This is a genomic window from Pseudarthrobacter sp. J47, assembly GCF_049810315.1.
Classification (GTDB): Bacteria; Actinomycetota; Actinomycetes; order Actinomycetales; family Micrococcaceae; genus Arthrobacter.
Genome location: NZ_CP187358.1, coordinates 1471406 through 1491447, shown reverse-complemented (window position 1 = coordinate 1491447; position 20042 = coordinate 1471406). Strand labels below are relative to the sequence as shown.

Below are 20042 nucleotides of genomic sequence, written 5' to 3'. Positions count from 1 at the left end.
TGAAGCCATGCGGGCCAGTGATCGCGCTTACAGCGCCCTTCGTGAGGACATCATTGAATGGCGCCTGCGTCCCGGCACAGTGCTGGCTGAAGTCGAACAGTCCGAACGGTTGGGCGTCTCGCGCACACCGCTGCGGGAGGCGCTGAGCCGGCTCACCGCTGAAGGATTGACGACGGCGGCAGGAGGCCGCGGCGTCGTCGTCACCGATATCTCCCTGGAGGATATCGACGAACTGTTCGAGCTCCGGGAAACGCTGGAGTGCAAGGCCGCCGCACTGGCCGCCGAACGCGGCGATCCTGCGGTCTTTGAACGCCTGCAGAAAGAACTGCTCGAAGCTCCGGCACTGCTGAGCGACCATGAAGCAGGCCTCCAGAATTACTACGGCCTGGCCGCCGAACTGGATGCGGCCATCGACGCCGCAATCGGCAATGCCTACCTGGCCCAGGCGATGCGCGGCCTGCGTGTGCACCTGGTCCGCGTCCGGCGGCTCGCTGCCGACGACCCCACCCGGCTCCAGGCTGCTGCCGCCGAACACGCCGCCATTGCCGAGGCCATTGCCAGCGGCAACCCCGCGCTGGCCCAGGCGGCAACCACCCTGCACCTGCACCGAAGCCTCACCCACGTCAAAGCCACCCACCCGCCTCACTAAGAAGGAATCCACATGGTTAAGCTCCACCCCGTCCGCGTGTACAAGAGCGAAGAAAAGCTCCCCCGCGAAGAACAGTTGGCCCACAAGATCGCCACCGTCGCCGTCGACGATGTCGCAGTAACACCGGAGGTCACCGACATGGTGATCAACCGCATCATCGACAACGCCTCCGTGGCCATCGCCTCCCTGAACCGCGGTCCCATCGTCGCCGCCCGCGCCCAGGCACTGACCCACGCGCCCAGAACTGGCGGCGCCGGAGCCAAGGTGTTCGGCATCAGCGAGCGCGTCTCCCCCGAGTGGGCGGCCTGGGCCAACGGGGTGGCCGTGCGCGAACTGGACTACCACGACACCTTCCTCGCGGCCGATTACTCCCACCCGGGAGACAACATCCCGCCGATCCTGGCTGTGGCGCAGCACCGCGGTTCCAGCGGCGCCGAGCTCATCCGCGGCATCGCCACCGGCTACGAAATCCAGGTGAACCTGGTGAAGGCGATCTGCCTGCACAAGCACAAGATCGACCACGTCGCCCACCTGGGACCCTCGGCTGCCGCCGGCATTGGCACCCTCCTGGGACTCGACGTCGAAACCATCTTCCAGGCGGTGGGCCAGGCCCTGCACACCACCACGGCAACCCGTCAGTCACGCAAGGGCGAGATCTCCACCTGGAAGGCCCACGCGCCCGCTTTTGCCGGCAAGATGGCCGTTGAATCGGTTGACCGGGCCATGCGCGGCCAGACCTCGCCCGTGCCCATCTATGAGGGTGAAGACGGTGTGATCGCCTGGCTGCTGGATGGCCCCGACGCCGCCTACGAGGTGCCCCTGCCCGGCCCGGGCGAAGCCAAGCGCGCCATCCTGGACACCTACACCAAGGAACACTCCGCCGAATACCAGGCCCAGGCCTGGATCGACCTGGCCCGGAAGCTCCACCGCGAACACCCCGAGACCACCGATCCCGCCAACGTGGCATCAGTACTCATCAAGACCAGCCACCACACGCACTACGTGATCGGCTCCGGCGCCAACGATCCCCAGAAGTACGATCCCACCGCCAGCCGCGAAACGCTTGACCACTCGATTCCGTACATCTTCACCGTGGCACTGCAGGACGGCACGTGGCACCACGTTGACTCCTACTCCCCCGAGCGCGCCGGCCGGCCGGACACCGTGGAGCTATGGCACAAGGTCACCACCGAAGAGGATCCCGAGTGGACCCGGCGCTACCACTCGCTGGACATCAACGAGAAGGCTTTTGGCGGCTCCGTGGACATCACGCTGACGGACGGCACGGTCATCACGGACCAGATCGCCGTGGCCGACGCACACCCGCTCGGCGCCCGGCCGTTCGCCCGCGAACAGTACGTCAACAAGTTCCGCAGCCTGGCGGCAGGGCTCGTGGAGGAGGCGGAGATCAACAGGTTCCTCGCCGCCGTCGAACGCCTGCCTGAACTGGCAGCGGGCGAACTGGACCAGCTGAACATCGCAGCAGCAGAGGGCGTCATTGACCTCACGGCCGGACCGAAGGGACTGTTCTAGATGCTGTATTCCACAACCACCCCCGAGCAGAAGCGCATCCGGCTGCGCGAGCTCCTGGCCTCCGGTACCGTCCAGCAGTTCCCGGGCGCCTTCAACCCGCTCTCCGCGCGGCTGATCGAGGAGAAGGGCTTCGCCGGGGTCTACATTTCCGGTGCGGTGCTGGCCAACGATCTTGGGCTGCCGGACATCGGCCTGACCACGCTCACCGAAGTGGCCCAGCGCGCCGGGCAGATCGCGAGAATGACCGACCTACCGGCACTGGTGGACGCCGATACCGGTTTTGGCGAACCGATGAACGTGGCGCGCAGCGTGCAGGAACTGGAGAACGCCGGGCTGGCCGGCTGCCACATCGAGGACCAGTTCAACCCCAAGCGCTGCGGACACCTGGACGGGAAAAACGTGGTGGACGATGACACCGCAGCCAAGCGCATCCGGGCTGCGGCCGATGCACGCCGGGACCCCAACTTCCTCATCATGGCCCGGACCGATATCCGTGCCGTGGACGGACTCCAGGCCGCACAGGAACGCGCCCGCGCACTGGTGGACGCCGGCGCGGACGCCATCTTCCCCGAGGCCATGAAGGACCTGTCCGAGTTCAAGGCAATCCGCGAGGCCGTGGACGTGCCCATCCTGGCCAACATGACCGAGTTCGGAAAAAGCGAACTGTTCACCGTGGACCAGCTCCAGGAAGCCGGCGTGAACATGGTCATTTATCCGGTGACCCTGCTCCGTAGTGCGATGGGCGCCGCCGAGCGTACGCTGGATTCCATCAAGGCGGACGGCACCCAGGAAGCCCAGGTACCGTCAATGCTGACCCGGACACGGCTCTATGAATTGGTGGACTACGAGGCCTACAACCGCTTCGACAGCGGCATCTTCAACTTCCGGGTTCCCGGCAGGTACTAGCAGAGTTTCCTACAGGCACAGTTTTCACGACCCCCTCCAAGATCAGGAACGAAGGAGTTTCCCATGGCTGATGAAGAGATCCGCAAAGGCCTTGCCGGCGTGGTTGCGGACTACACGGCGATTTCCAAGGTCAACCCGGACACCAACTCGCTGCTGTACCGCGGGTATCCGGTGCAGGAACTCGCAGCCCGCTGCAGCTTCGAGGAAGTGGCTTACCTGCTGTGGCATGGCGAGCTGCCCTCCGACGCCCAGCTGAAGGAGTTCACCGCCCGCGAGCGCGGCGCCAGGGCTTTGGACCCGGTGCTGAAGCAGGTAATTGATACCCTCCCCACCGAATCCCATCCCATGGACGTCTGCAGGACCGCGGCATCAGTGCTCGGCGCCAGGCACCCGATGGCGGAGGATTCCTCCGTTGAGGCGAACCTGTCCAAGGCCGTTGACCTGTTCGCGGCCATGCCCGCCGTGGTGGCCTATGACCAACGCCGCCGCCACGGACTGGAGCCGGTGGCTGCCCGGGAAGACCTGGACTATTCAGCCAACTTCCTGTGGATGACGTTTGGCGAGGAAGCCGTTCCCGAGGTGGTGGAGGCGTTCAACGTCTCCATGATCCTGTACGCGGAGCACTCCTTTAACGCCTCCACGTTCACGGCCAGGGTGGTGACGTCCACGTTGTCTGACCTGCATTCGGCCGTGACTGCTGCCATCGGCGCCCTCAAGGGGCCGCTGCACGGCGGGGCGAACGAGGCCGTGATGCACACCTTCGACGAGATCGGCATCCGCCCCAGCGAGTCCCATGCCGAGGCCGCTGCCCGGGCCAAGGCCTGGATGGAAGCGGCGCTTGCCGCCAAGAAGAAGGTGATGGGCTTCGGCCACCGGGTCTACAAGCACGGTGATTCCCGAGTTCCCACCATGAAGGCCGCACTGGACAAGATGATTGCCCACTACGGCCGGCCGGAACTGCTGGGCCTCTACGACGGACTGGAAGCTGCCATGGACGAAGCCAAGTCCATCAAGCCGAACCTGGACTACCCGGCGGGTCCCACGTACCACCTGATGGGCTTCGACACCCCCACGTTCACCCCGCTGTTCGTGGCCAGCCGGATCACCGGCTGGACCGCCCACATCATGGAACAACAGGCCGCAAACTCGCTCATCCGGCCGTTGAGTGCTTACAACGGACCGGATGAGCGGCATTTGGAGGGGCAGGTCCCTGGATCCTAGCCCTGGAGCTGGAACGCGGACGAGAGGATCATCTGTTTGATCTGCTTGTACTCGTCCGTGTTCTGCCAGTTCCTTGCCTCGTCCATGCTGGCGAAGGTATGGGCTCCCTTGGACTGGGCCAGCTCACGGGAATCCGCGGCGGACATCACCGGGACGTTGGCGAACACGTACTGGGGTGCTTCAGCCGGGCCGTCCACAATGTTCTGCAGCTGGCAGGCGGTTCCGCTGGCGGCACCCGTCCGGGTGGTGAGGCCGAAGGAGACCAGCACTACGCCGTCGGACTCAAACGCCTGGTACACGAACCGGGGCGGTACGCTTCCGGGAGCTGCCGCGTTGTAGGGCTTGCCTGAAACCTCCACGGACTCCAGCACGGTGTACGGGAGGACGGGGGCGTCGCAGGCCGCGCCCAGCCCCGTTGCGGCGCCGCCAAAGCCGACCTCCACCACCTTGCGGCCGGTGAGGTCCAGGACCACCAGGTTCACGGCATCCGGAGCGGTCCAGGTGTCGCTGGTGGTTTCCCGTACTGTCCATTCGGCGGGATGGTCGAAGCTCACCCTGCCATCGGCGCTGGTGTAAGTGGTCAAGGTCCCCGGAACACCCTGGCTGGGCGGTGCCGGCGGCTCACCCACCAGCGCCGGGCGCAGCGCCACCGGAATTCCCTTCTGCTGGAACTGCAGGTCCATGGCCTCCGCGTGGGTGAGCATCTTGCCGTTCACGGGGATGTCGTTGGCCCGTCCGGTCGAGGGCCAGTCGGAAAGCACTGACCAGTCCTGCTGCAGGTCCGTCAGCCACCGCCCGCCGTCGGCCTTTGCCACCAGGTACGTGTAGGGCAGCTGGAAAGATTCAACTCCGGCGACCTCCACCGCCGTCGCGCCTTCATCTGTGATGTCGTAGACCAGCCAGCCCTCCGCACAGCCCAGCACCGTGTAGTAGCGCTGTTGTCCGGCGGGGATCGCCGCGCGGGCCATCCCCTCGCCCTGCTGCTCGATGTTTCCCACGGTGCACGGGACACCCGTGGCCGGTGACGGTGTTGGGGTTTCCACGGCCGACGGCGTTCCCGTGCTGGCCGGATCCTGGACCCCCGCCGGCAGCAGGACCCCGCCCACCACTACGGCCGCGCCCACGCCCGCCACTGCCAGGCCGGCTGCGGCAACCATGCCTGCTGCCGCCATCCGGCCTGGAGTCCACCGGGGACGGCGGTCGGCCAGGGATACGACGTTGGGATCGCTGGAGAACACCATGGAGCGGGCGGAATCGGTGCCCGGGGTGGTGGTGGGTTCTCCGACGTCCGGCTTGGCGTTCTTCATCAGTTGCTCGATGCGGTCCATGGCTAGCCCTTCCGTTCTGTCATGAGGTGCGCGGGGGCAGCTTTCGCGAATGCTTTGCGTGCCCTGTGGAGGCGGACGGCTGCAGCCGAGGGTGAGCACTTGAGGCTCTCCGCCAGCTCGGCCGTGGTGAGGTCGTCCCAGTAGCTGAGCATCAGGACCTCGCGGTCGCGGTCGTTCAACCGCTGCAGGACATCCGCGACGGCGGCCCGCTGGCCGTCATTCCCGCCGGTTGCCTGGGTGCGGGCTTCTGCTTCCAGCCGCTCCACGAGTTGCTCGCGGCGCCGCCTGCCCTTGTACTCGTTGCCCAGGACGTTCCTGGCCGTGGCGATCAGCCAGCCGATGCCCGGTGGTTCGTGGAGTTGCTTCTCCCAGACAATCCTGAAGACGTCCGAGGCCAGCTCTTCGGCCCGGGCCTGATCGCTGATGCGGTAGGCAATGTAGCGGTAAACCCGCGTGAAATGCTGTGCGTGAAGAGCCGTGAACTCGTGCTCCCTGACTGCCAACATCGTGACCCTCCCGAGTCGATGAATGGGTAATTGCCAGGTCCCTTGGGGGACCTTTTAATGACTAAGTGTCCCGCCGGCACCGCTTATTTACATCGTGTGGAGGAAAGTTTTTCGGGCGCAATACGCCAGGCAAAAAACAAACCGCCTGCAGCCGGAGCCGCAGGCGGTTTGTTCTTTTGCCAACTACCAGGTCATGCGACCCGGTAGCCCCGCCGCCGCTTGGGCCGTACGGCGACGACCAACAACGCGCCGGTCAGGATCAGCGCTGTTGCGGGCCACAGCCACTGGCCGAAGCCGGCACCGGTGACCGCAAGCGCCGCACGCTCCACAGTCGTGACGTGGACCGACTTGTTGTTCTCGGTCTTGGTCTCCGGCGTGCTGGTGGTGACTGTGGCGACGTTGGTGAACGGACCATTGCCGTTGTAGTTGCTGATGGAAGCAACAACGGTAATGGTGATCGTCTGCCCCACTTCCACCAGACCCAGGGTGCAGGTGAAGGTGGTGGTCGAGTTGGTGCAGGTTCCAACACTGGAGGAAACCGTTTCCGCCTTGACCTCGGCAGGAAGGGTGTCCGTGACCACAACGTCCCGTGCCGCCGTCGGGCCCGCGTTGCTGACCGTCAGCGTGTAATCGATCCGTGCCGAGCCTCCGGTGGCCGGAAGCTGGACCTTCTGCGTACCCGTCTTGACGATGGAGACATCAGCCTCATCCGGTGCCGGGACACAGGCTTCAGCTTCGCCGCCCGGGCCATCTGTAACGGTCAGTTCGGCCGTGTTCAGGAACCCTGTACCGGTTTCGCCTTCGCCGAGGGTGCAGTTCCTTGCCTCGGATCCGGTGGCCGGAGCGATCGTCGACGTCGTGGTGACCGTAAACGTGTGCGTTGCTCCCGGATTGATGGTGGTGGATCCGGTGGTAACGGCTGTAACGGCCGTCCCGTTCCAGGCCGCGTTGACGGCGGCATCACTGCTGGCGACCGTTGCGGACACCACGGTGATTCCACCACCGAAGGCGAGTTCGTCGTCGAGCGTGTACTGCTCGGTGACGGACGAGCCGGACGTAACCGTCACGTCGTAGGTGACCGTGTAGCTGCCGTCGGCATTCTTCACGGGACCGGACGTAACGTCCTTTTCGATCACCACCGGGCCGCGCTTGCCGTTGGTGAAGGTGCAGGTGATCACGTCGCCCGGCTCGGGATCGAGTCCCACCGTGGCACCTTCGATCGTGGCGCCGTCGAACGTTTCGCCATCCAGGGTGCATTCAACACCCAGGAACCGCCAGCCGTCCTTGGCCAGTTCCCGAAGGCCCCAGTCCTGGTCAGGGTTGACGCCGGTGAACACCTTCGGATCCTGCGCTCCGGTGAGGGTGAAGTCCTCGCCGAATTCGCTGGCCTGAAGGAACCATTCGAACTCGAACTCGGTCATGTCCGTTGCCGGCACTGTCACCTTGTCCACAATCACCGTGGCCGTCTGCGTATTCTCGAACACGCAGGTGACCGTCTCGCCCGGATCCACATTGATGTTTCCGGTCTTGGTGGGACCGTCTACGCCGCTGCTGACGACGTTGTGCTCACCGTCGGTGCACTGGACGATCCGCGACGAGTACTCGGGCATCGTGTCGTCCTCTGTCACCGTGTAGCTGCCGGGAGTCACGTCCACGAACATCGCCTGGCCGGAAACGTTCGGGCCCTCCGGCATGGGATCAGCTATGGGGCTGGTCTCAATTGAGAATCCACCATCGACCAACGCCGGGCTCCCACTCGTCCAGCTGCCATCGAAGCCGAACGTCGGAGGCGTGTCTTCTGCGCTTCTGGCGTTCTTGACGATGATGATCCTGCCCTTTGCCGTGTTGGTGATGGAGCAGCTGATGTCGTCATCGGCGCCCACAGTGAACGGGACTGTGACTGTTTCCTCATTCAGGGTGCAGACGAAGTCGCCCATGGTCCACCCTGATCCCGGGTTCACTTCCGTGACGGTGTAGGTGACGCCGGGGACCAGCGGAACCGTCGTGCTTCCCGTGCCATCAACGGTAGTGATGGTCCTTTCGGTCTCGACGCCGTTCTCCTCACCAGTGACGGTGAAATCGAACTCACCGTTGCCGCCCACCGTGTTCTTGATGATGGTCAGCTCACCCGGCAGGACCTCGTTCGTCACCGCACAGGCAACTGTGTCGCCGGCCTCGATGATGAACGTGCCCGCCACTTCCTCCGTGCTGTCATCGGCATGCGTGACAGTGCAGGTGATCGCGCCACCAGTCCAGCCATCCGGGACCTGTTCGGTCAAGGTGTACTGCTCACCGGTCAGGAGGCCGGTCCAGCCGACCGTCGGGTCAGCGGTGGTTGCGTTTTGCGTCGCGTCCTGGCCGGCAGGGACCGGGTTGATGGTGAACGGGATGGACCACTCAAAGTCATCCATCACACCCGTCACCGTCTTGGTCACTTCCACCTCGCCCGGCGTTGCCGTGTTGGTCAGGCTGCAACTGATGGCCTGGCCCGGCATGGTCACCGTGAACTGGAACCCGGCAAGCTGTGCGTCCTCATCCGTCAAACCAACACAGGTAAAGTCGCTCTGGGTCCAGCCCACCGGAAGGCCCGGCTCGGTGATCGTGTACTGCTTGTTCAGCACCAGCGGCTCGAACGTGACGCTGTCCGTGCCATCACCGGTACCACTAACCGTCTGCGTGCTCACAACACCGGTCTCCACCGGGGAGATCGCAATCTCAAACGACCAGGCGTAGTCATCAGCAACACCCTCAACCGTCTTAGTGACCGTCACGGTTCCCGGGTCCGCACGGTTCACAAACGTACACGTGATCGTCTGACCCGGAGCCGGCGTCAACGAAACACCGTCTGCCGTCACCGCAGCCTGGTTGGAACAGCTCGACGCCGCAGTATCCAGCGTCCAACCGGCCACCGCCGCCTCAGCGACGGTATAGGTCGCGTTCGCCGTCAACAGATCAGAGGTGAAGGTGTTCGACAAGGTTCCATCGCCGTCGTCATCCAAGCTGAATGACTCCGGGAGGCCGCTGCCCGTAGCCGTGAACAGGAAGTCCTGATCATCGTTCGGAACAGCATCCTTGACGATGATGATCCGGCTCTTGGCTGTGTTGGTGATCGAGCAGCTGATGTCGTCGTCCGCGCCAACCACAAACGGCACGGTGACAGTCTCCTCGTTCAGGGTGCAGACGAACCCGCCCATAGTCCAGTCCGCTCCCGGGTCGACCTCAGTCACGGTGTAGTGGACGCCCGGAACCAAGGGAACCGTGGTGCTTCCGGTGCCGTCAACGGTGGTGATGGTCCTTTCGGTTTCGACGCCGTTCTCCTCACCGGTGATGGTGAAGTCGAAGGTGCCGTTGCCGCCCACTGCGTTCTTGATGATGGTCAGCTCGCCCGGCAGCACCTGGTTGGTGACTGCGCAGGCAACGGAATCACCGGCCGCAATAGTGAACGTGCCCGCTACTTCCTCTGTGGTGTCATCCGCGTGGGTGACCACGCAGGTGATGGCGCCGCCGGTCCAGCCGTCCGGGACCTGCTCCGTCAAGGTGTATTCCTCACCCGTCAGGAGTCCCGTCCACCCGACTGTCGGGTCTGCCGTTGTGGCCGACTGCGTTGCGTCCTGGCCGGCAGGGACCGGGCTGATCGTGAACGGAATGGACCACTCAAAGTCATCCATCACACCCATGACCGACTTGGTGACCTCCACCCCGCCCGGAGCCGCCGTGTTGGTCAGGCTGCAACTGATCGCCTGGCCCGGCATGGTCACGGTGAACTGGAAACCTGGATCTTGGGCATCCTCGTCCACCAGGCCAACACACGTCAGCGGACCCTGCGTCCAGCCGTCCGGGAGGACGGGCTCGCTGATGCTGTACTGCTTGTTCAGTACCAGCGGCTGGAACGTCACCGAATCCGAGGTGTTGCCGGTTCCGCTGACTTCCTGCGGGCTGACAACACCTGTCTCCACCGGGGCAATCGCGATATTGAAGGACCAGCCATAGTCATCAGCCACGCCTTCAACGGTCTTGGTGACCGTAACGCTGGCAGGCGCTGCCCGGTTCACCAACGTACACGTGATGGTCTGGCCCGGAGCCGGGGTCAGGGAAACACCCTCTGCCGTTACCACGGACTGGTTGGTGCAGCTTGAGGCTGTGGTGTCCAGCGTCCAACCGGGCACCGCCGCCTCGCTCACCGTGTAGGTCGCGTTGGCCGGAAGGAGGCCCGAGGTGAACGTGTTGGACAAGGTGGCATCGCCGTCGTCATCCAGGATGAACGACGGCGGGAGTCCACCTCCCGTGGTGGTGAACAGGAAGTCCTGGTCATCGTTGGGAACGGCGTCCTTGATGACGATGATGGTGGACCGCTGCGTGTTCGTGTAGGTACACGTCACCGTTTCACCTGGATCCAGGTCGATCGATCCCACCAGGCCGCTGGCCGAACTGGTGTCTCCTTCAAGGTTGCCCACGCAGGTCAGGCCTGTGCCGTCATAGCCGGGGGTGGGATCCAGCTCGGTCACCGAATAGGTGCCCGGCGCGACGTCGTTGAATGTCGCGTTACCGGTGCCTGCTGTGGTGGTGATGTCGAATCCGCCATCAACCAGCGCCGGGGTACCGGAGGTCCAGTTACCGTCGAACTCGAACGTGCCGTCCGCGCCGTCAACGTTCTTCACGATGATGATCCGGCCGTGGGCGGTGTTCGTGATGGAGCAACTGATGTCATCGTCTGCACCCACGGTGAATGGGACGGTAACCGTCTGGTTGTTCAACGTGCAAACGAACTCCCCTGCCGTCCAGCCTGACCCCGGGTTCACCTCGGTCACGGTGTAGTGGACGCCGGGAACCAGCTGCACCGTGGCAGTCCCGGTGCCGTCTACTGTCTCGATCGTCCTTTCGGTCTCGACGCCGTTCTCCTCACCGGTGATGGTGAAGTCGAACGACCCGTTGCCGCCCACCGTGTTCTTGATGATGGTCAGCTCACCCGGCAGGACCTGGTTCGTCACTGCACAGGCAACAGAATCGCCCGCTTCGATGGTGAACGTGCCTTCCACTTCCTCGGTGGTGTCATCGGCATGCGTGACAGTGCAGGTGATGGCGCCGCCGGTCCAGCCGTCCGGGACCTGCTCGGTGAGGGTGTATGCCTCGCCGGTCAGGAGGCCTGTCCAGCCAACCGTTGGATCTGCGGTGGTGGCGTTCTGCGTCGCATCCTGGCCCGCAGGCACCGGGCTGATGGTGAACGGAATGGACCATTCAAAGTCATCCATCACACCCGTCACCGTCTTGGTCACTTCCACCTCGCCCGGCGTTGCCGTGTTGGTCAGGCTGCAACTGATGGCCTGGCCCGGCATGGTCACCGTGAACTGGAACCCGGCAAGCTGCGGGTCCTCATCCGTCAAACCAACACAGGTGAAGTCGCTCTGGGTCCAGCCCACCGGAAGGCCCGGCTCGGTGATCGTGTACTGCTTGTTCAGCACCAGCGGCTCAAACGTCACGGAATCCGACGAATTACCCACCCCGCTGACTTCCTGCGGGCTGACAACGCCGGCCTCAACGGGGGCAATCGCAATGTTGAAGGCCCAAGCGTAATCGTCGGCAACACCCTCAACAGCTTTCGTCACCGTGACACCGGCCGGTGCCGCACGGTTCACAAACGTGCAGGTGATCGTCTGGCCCGGAGCCGGCGTCAACGAAACACCGTCTGCCGTTACCGGCGCCTGGTTGCTGCACATCGATGCCTGCAGATCCAGCGTCCAGCCCGCCACGGCGGACTCGCTCACCGTGTACGTTGCGTTGGCCGGAAGGAGGCCCGAGGTGAACGTGTTGGACAAGGTGGCATCGCCGTCGTCATCCAACGTGAATGATGGCGGGAGGCCGGTGCCCGTAGTGCTGAACAGGAAGTCCTGGTCATCGTTGGGATCGGCGTCCTTGATGATCACGATGCTGGATCGCTGCGTGTTCGTGTAGGTACACGTCACCGTCTCCCCTGCGTCCAGGTCAATGGTGCCGGTCAGGCCCGAGGACGAACTGGTGTCCCCCTCGAGGCTTCCCACACACGTCAGGCCAGTCCCGTCATACAGGGGCGCCGGGTCCATCTCGGAGACGGAATAGGTACCGGGCGCAACGTTAATAAACGTGGCCTGGCCCGTTCCCTGCTCCGTGGTGATTCCGAATCCACCGTCAACAAGAGCCGGCGTTCCGGAGGTCCAGTCACCGTCGAACTCGAACGAGCCGTCCACGCCTTCGACGTTCTTCACGACGACGATTTTGCCTTGCGCCGTGTTGGTGATGGAACAGCTGATGTCATCGCCTGCGCCCACAACAAACGGAACAGTGACGCTCTGGTTGTTCAGTGTGCAGACAAGGTCACCGGCAGCCCAGCCCGCACCGGGATTTACCTCGGTCACCGTGTAGTGGACGCCCGGAACCAGCGGAACCGTCGCGCTGCCGGTGCCGTCAACGGTGCTGATGGTCCGTTGCGTTTCCGTACCGTCTTCCTCGCCCGTGATGGTGAAGTCGAAGGAGCCATTGCCGCCCACCGCATTCTTGATGATGGTCAGCTCGCCCGGCAGCACCTGGTTGGTCACCGCGCAGGCCACGGAATCGCCGGCCTCGATGATGAACGTGCCCTGGACCTCGTCGGTGCTGTCATCCGCGTGGGTTATCACGCAGGTGATGGCTCCCCCGGTCCAGCCGTCCGGGACCTGCTCCGTGAGGGTGTATTGCTCACCGGTCAGGAGTCCCGTCCAACCAACCGTCGGATCCCCCGTAGTGGCCGACTGGGTAGCGTCCTGGCCCGCAGGTACCGGGTTGATGGTGAACGGAATGGACCACTGGAAGTCATCCAGCACACCGGTGACGGTCTTGGTCACCTCCACTTCACCGGGAGCTGCGGTGTTGGTCAGGCTGCAACTGATGGCCTGGGCCGGACTGGTGACGGTGATCTGGAATCCGGCAAGCTGTGGATCCTCGTCCGTCAGGCCCGTGCAGGTGATGGCGCTTTGGGTCCAGCCGACAGGGAGCCCCGGTTCGGTGATGGTGTACTGCTTGTTCAGCACCAACGGCTGGAACGCCACGGAATCGGACGTGTTGCCGGTTCCGCTGACCAGCTGGGGACTCACGACGCCGGCTTCCACCGGGGAAATCGCGATGCTGAACTCCCACGCGTAATCGTCAGCGACGCCCTCAACTGTCTTGGTGACGGTGATGCTGGCGGGCGCTGCCCGGTTCACGAAGATGCAGGTAATGGTCTGGCCGGCAGTGGGCGTGAGCTCCACGCCGGTGCCGGTCACGGCTGCCTGGTTCGTGCAGGTTGAGGCTGTGGTGTCCAGCGTCCAACCGGGCACTGCGGTTTCGTTCACCGTGTAGGTTGCGTTGGCCGGAAGGAGGCCCGAGGTGAACGTATTCGACAACGTGGCATCGGCGTCGTCATCAAGAATGAACGACGGCGGCCATGCTGTTGCCTCCGCATTGTCCGGTCCGCCCGTGGTAAACGCGAAGTCCTGGTCATCGTTGGGATCTGCGTCCTTGATGATCACGATCGTGGAGCGCTGAGTATTCGTGTAGGTACACGTCACCGTCTCGCCCGGATCCAGATCGATAGTGCCCACCATGCCCGTGGCGGAGCTGGTATCACCATCGAGGCTGCCCACACAGGTCAGGCCCGTGCCGTCATACTCGGGAGCAGGATCCAGCTCGGTCACTGAATAAGTGCCCGGCGCGACGTCGTTGAACGTCGCGTTGCCGGTGCCTGCGGTGGTGGTGATGTCGAATCCGCCGTCAACCAGGGCCGGCGAACCGGAGGTCCAGCTGCCGTCGAACTCGAACGTGCCGTCCGCGCCGTCAACGTTCTTGACGACGATGATGCGGCCGTGGGCGGTGTTCGTGATCGAGCAACTGATGTCATCATCAGCGCCCACGGTGAACGGGACGGTAACCGTCTGGTTGTTCAAGGTGCAGACGAAGTCGCCCATGGTCCAGCCCGCGCCCGGGTTCACTTCCGTGACCGTGTAGTGGACGCCCGGCACCAGGGGAACCGTGGTGCTTCCGGTGCCGTCCGCGGTCACGATCGTTTCTTGAACGACGACGCCGTTCTCCGCACCAGTGACGGTGAAGTCAAACGACCCGTTGCCGCCCACCGTGTTCTTGATGATGGTCAGCTCACCCGGAAGCACCTCGTTGGTCACCGCGCAGGCCACGGAATCGCCGGCCTCGATGGTGAACGTGCCTTCAACGTTGTCAGTGGTGTTATCGGCGTGCGTGACGGTGCAGGTGATCGCGCCACCTGTCCAGCCATCCGGGACCTGCTCCGTCAGGGTGTACTGCTCACCGGTCAGGAGGCCGGTCCAGCCGACAGTCGGGTCCGCGGTGGTTGCGTTTTGCGTCGCGTCCTGGCCGGCAGGGACCGGGTTGATGGTGAACGGAATGGACCACTCAAAGTCATCCATCACGCCCGTCACCGTCTTGGTCACTTCCACCTCACCCGGCGTTGCCGTGTTGGTCAGGCTGCAAGTGATCGCCTGGCCCGGCGTGGTCACCGTGAACTGGAAGCCCGCCAGCTGGGTGTCTTCATCCACCAGGCCTGTGCAGGTCACTGCGCCCTGGGTCCAGCCATCCGGAAGGCCAGGTTCGGTGATGGTGTACTGCTTGTTCAGCACCAGCGGCTGGAACGTCACAGAGTCAGACGTATTGCCGGTTCCGCTGACCTCCTGCGGGCTGACTACACCTGTCTCCACGGGGGCGATCGCAATGTCGAAGGCCCAGGCGTAGTCGTCGGCAACGCCCTCAACAGTTTTGGTCACCGTGACGCTGGCGGGTGCCGCACGGTTCACAAAGGTGCAGGTGATGGTCTGTCCTGGGGTTGGCGTCAGGGACACCCCGTTGGCGGTGACCGCTGCCTGGTTGCTGCAGACCGATGCGGTGGTGTCCAGAGTCCAACCCGGTACTGCTGTCTCGTTCACGGTGTAGGTCGCGTTGGCCGGGAGGAGGCCCGAGGTGAAGGTGTTGGACAAGGTGGCATCGGCGTCGTCGTCCAAGGTGAACGTCCCTGGCCAGTCCGCAGGATCGGTGGTGTCCGGGCCGCCCGTTGTGAACAGGAAGTCCTGGTCATCGTTGGGATCGGCGTCCTTGATGATCACGATGGTCGAGCGCTGCGTGTTCGTGTAGGTACACGTCACCGTCTCGCCCGGATCCAGATCGATAGTGCCCACCATGCCCGCTGCGGAGCTGGTGTCACCGTCAAGGCTGCCCACGCAGGTTAGCGCGGTTCCGTCATATTCGGGAGTCGGATCGAACTCGGTGACCGTAAACGGCGAACCGTCCTTGGGGACCACCACCCCACTCCACGTCTGGCTGGCCGTACCGTTCTCCGTAGTGAGCTGGAATCCGTTCACTACCTCGCCGGTTTCGGGATCACTCCAGTCGCCGCTGAAGTCGAACGTGCCGTCCTCTCCCTCGACGTTCTTGACGATCACGATCGTTCCGCGGCCGGCCTCATTGACCCAGCGGCAGGTGATGCCCGTGGTGGCGTCCTTGGGCACGACCAGGCTGCCGGTCAGCGCCTCCGGCTGGTAGGTGGGTTCGACGCCGGTACACACCAGTGAGTTGGCGTAAGCCGCGTCATTTCCGGCATCCAGCACTTCGGAAAGGCCCACCGTTTCGCCGGAGAGGACGGTAACCGTCTTGACCGGGGAATCCACTTCGCTGCCTTCAATACCTGCAGATACGGAGGTTTCCGGGGAGCCCGGGAAGGTGGAGGTGACCGCCAGTTCTGCGGCGTCACCTGCAGCGCCGTTGATCCACTCCTTCTCCAGGACCAGTTCAACGCTGGTGCGGTTGTTGGTGAACGTGCAGGTCACAGGAGCCGCGGTCTTGGGCATTGTGTAGGAACCGGTGGTTCCCGCCGTCGACGGTCCTGCGTTACAGGACAGCGAGCTGGTGTACGCACCGATGTTCGCGGCTCCGAGAACTTCCGCGAGCTGAATGGTTTCGCCGGACAGGACGTTGGCGGTAACCACGTTGGTGGTGTCAGTGAACTGCGCGGTGCCGTCCGCCGTCGAGGTCGCTCCGTCGGCTGGGGTCTGTCCCAGCGTCGCGGTGATGTCCAGGTCCGCGGTGTCGCCGGCGGCTGCGTTGGTCCAGTGCTTCTGCAGGGTCACCACGGCGCTGGTGCGCGTGTTGGTGAAGGTACAGGTCACCGGCACCGGAGTGACCGGCACCTGGTAGGCGCCGGAGAGGGCAAGGGGTGTGTACGTCAGTCCATCTGCGGAACAAGCCAGGGCCGCCGTATAGGAAGCCCCATTGGCATCTGCCAGCAGCTCGCTCAACGTGACCGTCTCACCGGCGTAGATGGTGAGGACAGCCGGGCTGGTGGTGTCCGGCGCAGTCGAAGAACCCGCGGCGCCACCCGGCACCAGGCCACTGCTGCCCGAGGCCGTCAGCGATGCCGTGTCCCCGGCCAGGCCGTTGACCCAGGCCTTCGTGAGCGTAAGCTCGGCGGACTTGCGGGTGTTCTGGAAGGTACAGGTCACCGTGACATCGGGCGACGTGACAACAAAATTGCCGCTGGTTCCTGTGTTATCAGCGGGGGCAATGCCGTTGTCGCAGACCAGCACCGATGAGTAGAGGTCCATGTTCGTTCCGGTGTGGGCGGCCTCTGAAACGCTGACCTGCTCGCCCAGAACAACCTGGACGGTGCCGGATACATAACCGTTTCCAACACCTGCGGCAGGGCTGACAACGTTGGCGTTGATGGAGAGGTCAAACAGGCCCGGATCCGCGGCCGGGGTGAGCGTCTTGGCCACCCGGACATCAGCTGTCTGCTTGGCGTTGTTGAACGTACAGGTCACGATGTGGCCCGGCTGGATGGCGATCCCGGACAGCGTGCCCGTCGCCGGATCGAACGTAGTACCGGCCAGCGGATCAGTGCCGTCCACACAAGTAGCGGACACCTTGGTCCAGAACTGCTCAGCGGTGGATTCCGTTACCGAGTAAACGCCCGGATTCATCTCTTCAGCCAACTCCGCCCCCACAGGGGTGACGTTGTTGACGGTGGTGATGCTGCCCGTGAGGACCTGCGTGTTCTGGGCATCCCTGCCATCGAAGCTGAAGGTGCCATCACGCAGGGTGGTGGTCTTCTTGACGATCAACCGGCCCTGCTGGTCATTGGTGAAGGTACAGGTGACGATGTCGCCGGCTGCCAAGGTGACCGTCGTGGACAGATTGCCCTGAAGATAACCCGTGGCCGACGAAGCTCCCGAACCCTCAGTGGTGATGGTGCACGCAATGTTCACCAGCGCATAGTCGGGGTCGTACTCCACGTTCGCAGCACCCAGCAGCTCGGCAACCGTGTATTCACCCGGTGCCAGTTCCGGCGAAGCGTTGGACTGGCCGATCATCAGGCTGAAGTCGGATGTCCCGTCCGGAGCCACAGCATTATTCGCGTAGTTGGTATCAAAGCCGAAGGTGTCGGTGGGCGTCTTGCCGCGGCCGTCCTTGGCCACCACGATCTGGCCCGCCTGGTTGTTCGTGAACGTACAGGTGGTGACCTGCCCGGGCACCGTGGTGACAGTGACAGCGACCTGTGGCGAAAAGACCTGGTCCGGCTGCCCCGGGGTGACACAGGTAGTCCCCGCGTAGGTCCACGACGGAGTGTCCAAGGGCAGGGTTTCGGAGATGGTGACAGAGGTGCCCGGTGTGTAGTTCAGGACGTCAGAGGTGTCGCCAAGTGTCAGGTTGAAGCCCGGCTTGCCCGTGGCGGTGAAAGCGAACGGCACGTTGGTGTCACCGGCGCCCGCCTTGGCAACCACCAGGCCGGAGGTCCTGTTGGTGATCACACACGAGGTCTGCATGCCCGAAATGCTTGATGGCGGGATCTGGAAGTCGATGTCGATGGCTTCATTGGCAGGAGTTGCAGGATCATCGTTTTGGTACACAATCGTGGACGGCACAATCTGGCCCGTGAACGGGTTGTACCAGGTACAGGTGATGTTCATCAGCTGCCAGCCGTCCGGCAGCACGGTTTCGCGAAGCTGGTAGTCAGGCTCGGCGATGACGTTGCTCCAGGTGTGTGTATCCCCAATCTGGATATCCGAACGGATCATGTTGTTGGCCACGGGCGCCTTGAGCACTCCCCCGCCGCTCGCCTGGAGATTGGATGAGTAGACCTGTGCGCCGTCGGACTGGTTGAGCTCATACGTGAAGACCGCGTTGCTGGCCACGTCGGGCGATGCCACCTTGGAGATGTTGACGGTGGAGCAGTTGTTGATCACCACAGGATCCGCGAAGGCGAACCGGTCCTGGAGCTCGGCCTGGATCGAGTTGCCGGTCCTGGTCAGCATGCCCGCTACCGTAAACGCGCCACAGGGGCTGTCCGGATTGGAGCCGTCACCCATCAGGTTGTTCGCAGTCAGGTCAACGGCATACTCCACGAACGTGGCCGGATTCGCGCTGGGGTAATCGGGATTCGGGCCTTGCGCCCACTGGAAGGCAACCAGCGGGGCGGACTCGATCCACGAACTGCCGTTCCAGCGGTAGGACGTGAGGCTTGCCGTCCCCGTATTGGGCGCGAAGTCGAATTCCAGCAGAATGTCATCTGAACGCCCGGCGATGGGTCCTTCCAGGATGGAAAGCATTGACATATCGCCGCTGCCCTGGGGATCCCGGGCCATGGACTGGTAGAGCACGTAGTGGTACTGGCCGTCCACATCAACGACCTCATAGGCGCTGCCGCCGGAACAGATGTCATCCTTGGTATTAACGTTAGACACCGTTTGCGCCCAGGGATTGTCATTGAGCTTGCCGGTGTAGGAGGTCTCCGTGCCGGCACCGCAGACGTCATCAGGATTCTGGGTCAGGTCAAGGAGGCCAGTCGTCGGCCGCCCCTGCGGAGTCAGGCCCGGACCATACGGCGCGTTCCAGTCATTGGGACCGGCCCGGTTGCCATCAATCGCGAAAGAGGTGAATTCACCGCCTGCGGTATGGCCCGGTATGGCTGCGAAAGCCGGAGCCGCAAGCCCGAAGGGCCCGGCTACAGCCAGGACCACCGCGGTAAGAAAGGTGATGAATCCGCGGCGCTGTAAGCGCCTGCGCGGTACTGCATGCCTCATGACATCTCCAGGGAACTGACGGCCCAAGCGCCGTCGCCCTGCGGGACAGCGCACTTACCAGCTGTCCCAGGCCCAAATGTCTCCCCAAGACAACCAACGATTGAACGGGCAGCTCCCCAGCCCCCATGTCCGTACAGGGCAGAGCGTACGCCGATCCAGCGCCGTGTGGCCGGGCATTATTTGGCCGTAAATCGGGTGAAAGGGTTAACTGCGTAGCAGACGGGGTCCTGAGGGCACCAACCAAGTAGTGCGCAGAAAAAGTCAGGTACTGCGGCCGGGAATTTCCCAGAGTTTCCCGGCGGGACCCCGGGACTACCGGAGGGCTACCGGGCGCGCGCTACGGGCCGTGGGTAAAGGAACGCACGGTCTCGTTGTCGTCGTTCAGTGTCACAGTGACATCCAGCAGTTGGCCGGCCAGTGCCAGGGGAAGCCAGTGTTCGGCATCCTGCCACATACGCTCGGCAGGCAAGGCGCCGACGTCGAACCATTCAGGGCGGATTTCATCGGTTTCCACCGGGTCCCCGGACCAACGGCGCGTGACGAACAGCCGGGTGGTCATGTTCCATTCTGGTTTTGCCGGGAAATCGAACAGCACCACTCCGGCGTCCTCCAGGTCCTGTTCCAGCACCACCACGCCGGATTCTTCAAACACCTCGCGGCAGGCGGCTTCGGCATCGGTTTCACCCGGTTCAACGTGCCCGCCGATTCCCACGATCTTGCCGGCGCCAAAGCCTGTTTTCTTCAGTCCCAGCAGCACCTGGCCGGACTCCGGGCTGCCGCGCAGCAGGAAGCAAAGGGTAACGGCTGCCAT

General features: G+C 63.7%; 8 protein-coding genes. 4 read left to right on the top strand and 4 right to left on the bottom strand.

What is annotated here, in order from left to right; translation table 11 throughout:
* Nucleotides 1-7: 7 nt before the first annotated feature.
* The 4 genes from ACPJW8_RS06695 to ACPJW8_RS06680 all read left to right on the top strand — a co-directional run bounded on the left by ACPJW8_RS06695 (nt 8) and on the right by ACPJW8_RS06680 (nt 4309).
* Nucleotides 8-649 carry a GntR family transcriptional regulator gene (locus ACPJW8_RS06695; RefSeq protein ID WP_330189604.1) on the top strand — a complete coding sequence of 214 codons (642 nt, stop codon included), beginning with the start codon at nt 8-10 and terminating at the stop codon, nt 647-649.
* 12 nt (nt 650-661) lie between these two features.
* Nucleotides 662-2182: an MmgE/PrpD family protein gene (locus ACPJW8_RS06690; RefSeq protein ID WP_330189603.1), complete on the top strand. Its 1521-nt coding sequence runs from the start codon at nt 662-664 to the stop codon at nt 2180-2182.
* Complete coding sequence (prpB, locus tag ACPJW8_RS06685; RefSeq protein WP_330189602.1) at nt 2183-3088, top strand: methylisocitrate lyase; 906 nt, start codon at nt 2183-2185, stop codon at nt 3086-3088. It abuts the gene before it with no gap.
* Nucleotides 3089-3151: 63 nt separating this feature from the next.
* Complete coding sequence (locus tag ACPJW8_RS06680; protein ID WP_330189601.1) at nt 3152-4309, top strand: bifunctional 2-methylcitrate synthase/citrate synthase; 1158 nt, start codon at nt 3152-3154, stop codon at nt 4307-4309.
* Here ACPJW8_RS06680 and ACPJW8_RS06675 read toward each other — a convergent pair.
* The 4 genes from ACPJW8_RS06675 to ACPJW8_RS06660 all read right to left on the bottom strand — a co-directional run bounded on the left by ACPJW8_RS06675 (nt 4306) and on the right by ACPJW8_RS06660 (nt 20042).
* The gene (locus tag ACPJW8_RS06675) at nt 4306-5637 is read right to left on the bottom strand and encodes a hypothetical protein (protein ID WP_330189600.1); all 1332 of its coding nucleotides are present in this window, start codon (nt 5635-5637) and stop codon (nt 4306-4308) included. The genes ACPJW8_RS06680 and ACPJW8_RS06675 overlap by 4 nt on opposite strands.
* A gap of 2 nt (nt 5638-5639) precedes the next feature.
* Nucleotides 5640-6143 carry a sigma-70 family RNA polymerase sigma factor gene (locus tag ACPJW8_RS06670; RefSeq protein ID WP_330189599.1) on the bottom strand — a complete coding sequence of 168 codons (504 nt, stop codon included), beginning with the start codon at nt 6141-6143 and terminating at the stop codon, nt 5640-5642.
* A 191-nt stretch (nt 6144-6334) separates the two neighbouring features.
* On the bottom strand, nt 6335-19231 hold the full coding sequence (locus ACPJW8_RS06665) for a DUF11 domain-containing protein (RefSeq protein WP_330194446.1): 12897 nt from the start codon (nt 19229-19231) through the stop codon (nt 6335-6337).
* A gap of 337 nt (nt 19232-19568) precedes the next feature.
* Nucleotides 19569-20042 carry an 8-oxo-dGTP diphosphatase gene (locus tag ACPJW8_RS06660; protein ID WP_330189597.1) on the bottom strand — a complete coding sequence of 158 codons (474 nt, stop codon included), beginning with the start codon at nt 20040-20042 and terminating at the stop codon, nt 19569-19571.

Bases quoted from the DNA above. Each gene is read 5' to 3' on its own strand.
- ACPJW8_RS06695 (WP_330189604.1), top strand. From the start codon at position 8: ATGCGGGCCAGTGATCGCGCTTACAGCGCCCTTCGTGAGGACATCATT.
- ACPJW8_RS06690 (WP_330189603.1), top strand. From the start codon at position 662: ATGGTTAAGCTCCACCCCGTCCGCGTGTACAAGAGCGAAGAAAAGCTC.
- prpB (WP_330189602.1), top strand. From the start codon at position 2,183: ATGCTGTATTCCACAACCACCCCCGAGCAGAAGCGCATCCGGCTGCGC.
- ACPJW8_RS06680 (WP_330189601.1), top strand. From the start codon at position 3,152: ATGGCTGATGAAGAGATCCGCAAAGGCCTTGCCGGCGTGGTTGCGGAC.
- ACPJW8_RS06675 (WP_330189600.1), bottom strand. From the start codon at position 5,637: ATGGACCGCATCGAGCAACTGATGAAGAACGCCAAGCCGGACGTCGGA.
- ACPJW8_RS06670 (WP_330189599.1), bottom strand. From the start codon at position 6,143: ATGTTGGCAGTCAGGGAGCACGAGTTCACGGCTCTTCACGCACAGCAT.
- ACPJW8_RS06665 (WP_330194446.1), bottom strand. From the start codon at position 19,231: ATGAGGCATGCAGTACCGCGCAGGCGCTTACAGCGCCGCGGATTCATC.
- ACPJW8_RS06660 (WP_330189597.1), bottom strand. From the start codon at position 20,042: ATGGCAGCCGTTACCCTTTGCTTCCTGCTGCGCGGCAGCCCGGAGTCC.